At 74.0% G+C, this 3682-nt stretch carries 2 protein-coding genes; both read right to left on the bottom strand.

Annotation, left to right across the window (positions count from 1 at the left end):
- Window positions 1–1062 (bottom strand): beta-ketoacyl synthase N-terminal-like domain-containing protein (locus tag ABZ671_RS32520; RefSeq protein WP_357865342.1); only part of this gene is annotated, 1062 nt, incomplete at its 3' end.
- A gap of 19 nt (window positions 1063–1081) precedes the next feature.
- A partial coding sequence (locus ABZ671_RS32515) for a type I polyketide synthase (protein WP_357865340.1) occupies window positions 1082–3682 on the bottom strand: 2601 nt, incomplete at its 5' end.

Here is a 3682-nt window from a genome sequence, read left to right as displayed (position 1 = left end):
ACGACCCACCGGACGACCCTGCCCATACGTCGCCAACAACGCCTGCGCCTCAATCGGATCCCCCAACGTGGTGCCGGTGCCGTGCGCCTCCACCACGTCCACCTGATCCGCCGTCAATCCGGCACCAGCCAGCGCAGCCCGAATCACCCGCTGCTGCGCAGGCCCGTTCGGCACGGTGAGCCCGCTGCTCGCGCCGTCCTGGTTGATCGCCGAGCCGCGCACCACGGCCAAGATGTCGTGCCCGTTACGCTGGGCGTCCGACAGCTTCTCGACGACGAGGACGCCGACCCCCTCGCCCCAGCTGGTGCCGTCGGCACCCCCGGAGAGCGGCTTGCACCGCCCGTCCGGCGCCAGCCCGCGCTGCTCGCTGAACTCGATGAAGGTGGTCGGGGTGGACATCACGGTCACGCCGCCGGCCAGGGCCAGCGAGCACTCCCCGGCCCGCAGCGACTGCATCGCCAGATGCAGCGCGACCAGCGACGACGAGCAGGCCGTGTCGACCGTGACGGCCGGGCCTTCCAAGCCCAGGGTGTACGCCACCCGCCCGGAGACGATGCTGCCGGCCGCACCTACCGGATAGTCGTGGTACATGACGCCGGCGAACATGCCGGTGCTGCTCCCGCGCAGCGACGCCGGATCGATGCCGGTCCGCTCCAGCGCCTCCCACGAGGTCTCCAGGAGCAGCCGCTGCTGCGGGTCCATCTCCAGGGCCTCGCGCGGCGAGATGCCGAACAGAGCCGGGTCGAAGTCGGCCGCGTCGTACAGGAAACCGCCGTGCCGGGTGACGCACCGGCCGGGTTTGCCCGGCTCCGGGTCGTAGATGTTCTCGGTGTCCCAGCCACGGTCGGCCGGCCACTCACCGATCCCGTCCCGGCCCCCGAGCACGGCCTCCCACAACTCTTCGGGCGAGGTCATGCCGCCGGGGAACCGGCAGGCCATGCCGACGATGGCGATCGGCTCGGCGCCGGCCGCGGTGAGCCGGTGGTTCTCCGCGCGCAGCCGCTCGTTGTCCCGCATCGATCGGCGCAACGCCTCGACGATCTGATCCACAGACGTGTTCACGGCAGGTGCCGCCTTCCGGTCAGTTCGGGACGCCGGCGGCGAGCGCCGCGGCGACCAGGTCGTCAATGGCCATGTCCTGGATGGCGTCGGCGTCGGCCGTTGGTCCCTGCGCCGGCATCGCCGTCTCGGCCGGGGCCAGGGCCAGGAGCGTGTCGAGCAGCCCGGCCCGCCGGATCGCGTCGATCGGGATGGCACCGATCAGGCGCTGCGCGGTGCTGTCGTCCACCGTGGCGACCACCGGCGGGGCCAGCTCGGCCAGCAGGAAGCGGGCGAGCAGCCACGGGTTGGGGTAGTCGAACATCAGCGTGGCGGGCAGTCGCAGGCCGGTCGCGGCGGCGAGACGGTTGCGCAGCTCCAGCGCGCCCAGGGAATCCAGGCCCAGGTCGGTGAAGCCCTTGCCGGCGCCGATCGTTCGCGGGTTGTCGTGGCCCAGCACCGCCGCCGCGTGCGCGCAGACCAGGTCGAGCAGGAACGATTCCTGCTGGTCGGCGGCGAGTGTGGCAAGGTGGCCGGTCAGGTCGTCGCCGCGGGCGACCGCCGGGGCGGGTCGCGCCGGCACCAGGCCCCGCAGCGCGGGCCGGACGTCGCCGCCCCGGCGCAGCGCCGGCAGGTCCAGGTCGAGCGCCACCGGCACCGGCTCGGCGCCGGCCAGCGCGGCGTCGAACAGCGCGAGGCCCTGCTCGGCAGTGAGCGGGCGGATCCCCGAGCGGCTCATCCGCTGCACGTCGGCGGCGGAAAGCTTGCCGTCCAGGCCGCCGGTGCCGGTCCACAGACCCCACGCGATCGAGGTGGCCGGCAGCCCGGCGGCGGCACGGTCCCGGGCCAGTTGGTCGAGGTAGGCGTTGGCCGCGGCGTACGCACCCTGGCCGGACGCGTCGAGCAGCCCGGAGGCCGAGGAGAAGAGCACGAAGGCGGCCAGCGGCAGGTCCCGGGTCAGCTCGTGCAGGTGGGTGGCGGCGTCGGCCTTCGGCCGCAGCACGGCGGCGAGCCGGTCCGGGGTCAGGCCGGTGAGCACCCCGTCGTCGACGACAGCGGCAGTGTGCACCACGGCGGTCAGCGGATGCGCGGCAGGCACCGAGGCGATCAGTGCGGCGACCGCGGCACGATCGGTCAGATCGACGGCGTACGCGGTGACGGCGGCACCCCGGCCGGTCAACTCCTCGATCAGCTCGGCGACGCCGGGTGCGGCATCACCACGGCGACTCGCCAGGACCAGGTGGCGCACCCCGTACGCGGTGACCAGGTGCCGGGCGATCAGTGCGCCCAGCCCGCCGCCGCCGGTGATCAGCACGGTGCCTGTCGGGTCCGGGGTGACCGGCGTACCGGCCGGCTCGGCGAGGGCGAATCGCGGCACGGTGAACTCGGTGCCGCGGACGACGATCTCGGGTTCCCCGGTGGCGGCGGCCGCGCCGAGCAGCTTCCCGGGCACGTCCTCGCCGCCGGTGTCGACCAGAACGATCCGGCCGGGGTTCTCCGCCTGCGCGGCCCGGACCAGCCCGGCGGCGGGTGCCTGGGCGAGCGAGCCGGAGGTGGTGACCAGCAGGGCCCGATCGGCCGTATCCGGGTCGGCGAGCCACTGCCGCAGTCGATCCAGGGTGTGTAGCGCGATCTCGTGCGCCGCCCCCGGCAGCGGTTCGTCGGCTTCCGGCAGGGTGATCACGGTGGGCAGGTCGGCGGTGGCGGCAGCCGGCGCCTCGATCCGGGTGCGGTCGATGCGGTACAGCGGCGGCCGGGGATCCCTTGCCATCGGCAGGCCGGCCGGTGCCGGACGGGACACCAACGAACCGACGGTCAGCACCGGGGCGCCGGCCGCGTCCGCGACGACCAGCGAGACGGTGTCCGCCGCGGTGCGAACCAGCTTGACCCGGACGGCCGGGCCAGCCGAGGCGTGCAGGGTCACGTCGTTCCAGGCGAACGGCATCATCGCGGGCGTGTCCGAGTCGTCGTCGTGGCCGTCGACGTGCATCGCCGCGTCGAGCAGCGCCGGGTGTACGCCGAACCGGGTGACCTCGGCCCGGTGCTCCTCGGGCAGGGCGACCTCGGCGTACTTCTCGTCGCCGCGCTGCCAGGCAGCGCGCAGCCCCTGGAAGGCCGGCCCGTAGTCGTGTCCCGCCGCGGCCAGCTGCTCGGGCAGGCCGGTCAGGTCGAGCGGCCGCGCGCCGGGTGCCGGCCAGACGCTCAGCACTGGGGGCGGCACGGCGTCCGCGGGGGCGAGCGTGCCGTGCGCGTTGCGGACCCACGGCATCTCCTCGCCGGAGGCGTCAACCTGTTGGGAGTAGATGCTGACGGTGCGACGCGCGCCGTCTTCCGGGCCGACGACGACGCGGATCGCGGTGCCGCCGTGCTCAGCGATCGGCAGCGGCGCTTCCTGGACCAGTTCGGCGAGGCGAGGCGTATCGGTTCCGGCTGCGGCGTGCAGGGCGAGCTCGACGTACGCCGTACCGGGCACAATCGTGGTCCCGTGGATTCCGTGGTGCGCCAGCCAGGGGTTGTTGCCGAAGTCCAGCCGTCCGGTGAGGACGGTGGTGTCGGTGCCGGGCACGGTGATGACGGCGCTGAGGAGCGGGTGGTCGGGTCGGGTGAGGCCCATCGTGGTGGGGTCGGTGCTGGTGGTGGGGGC

Origin of the sequence: Micromonospora sp. NPDC006766 (genome assembly GCF_040636055.1) — a bacterium.
GTDB lineage: Bacteria > Actinomycetota > Actinomycetes > Mycobacteriales > Micromonosporaceae > Micromonospora.
Note: the sequence above shows the minus strand (reverse complement) of the source record. Positions and strands in the feature narration are given on the sequence as shown.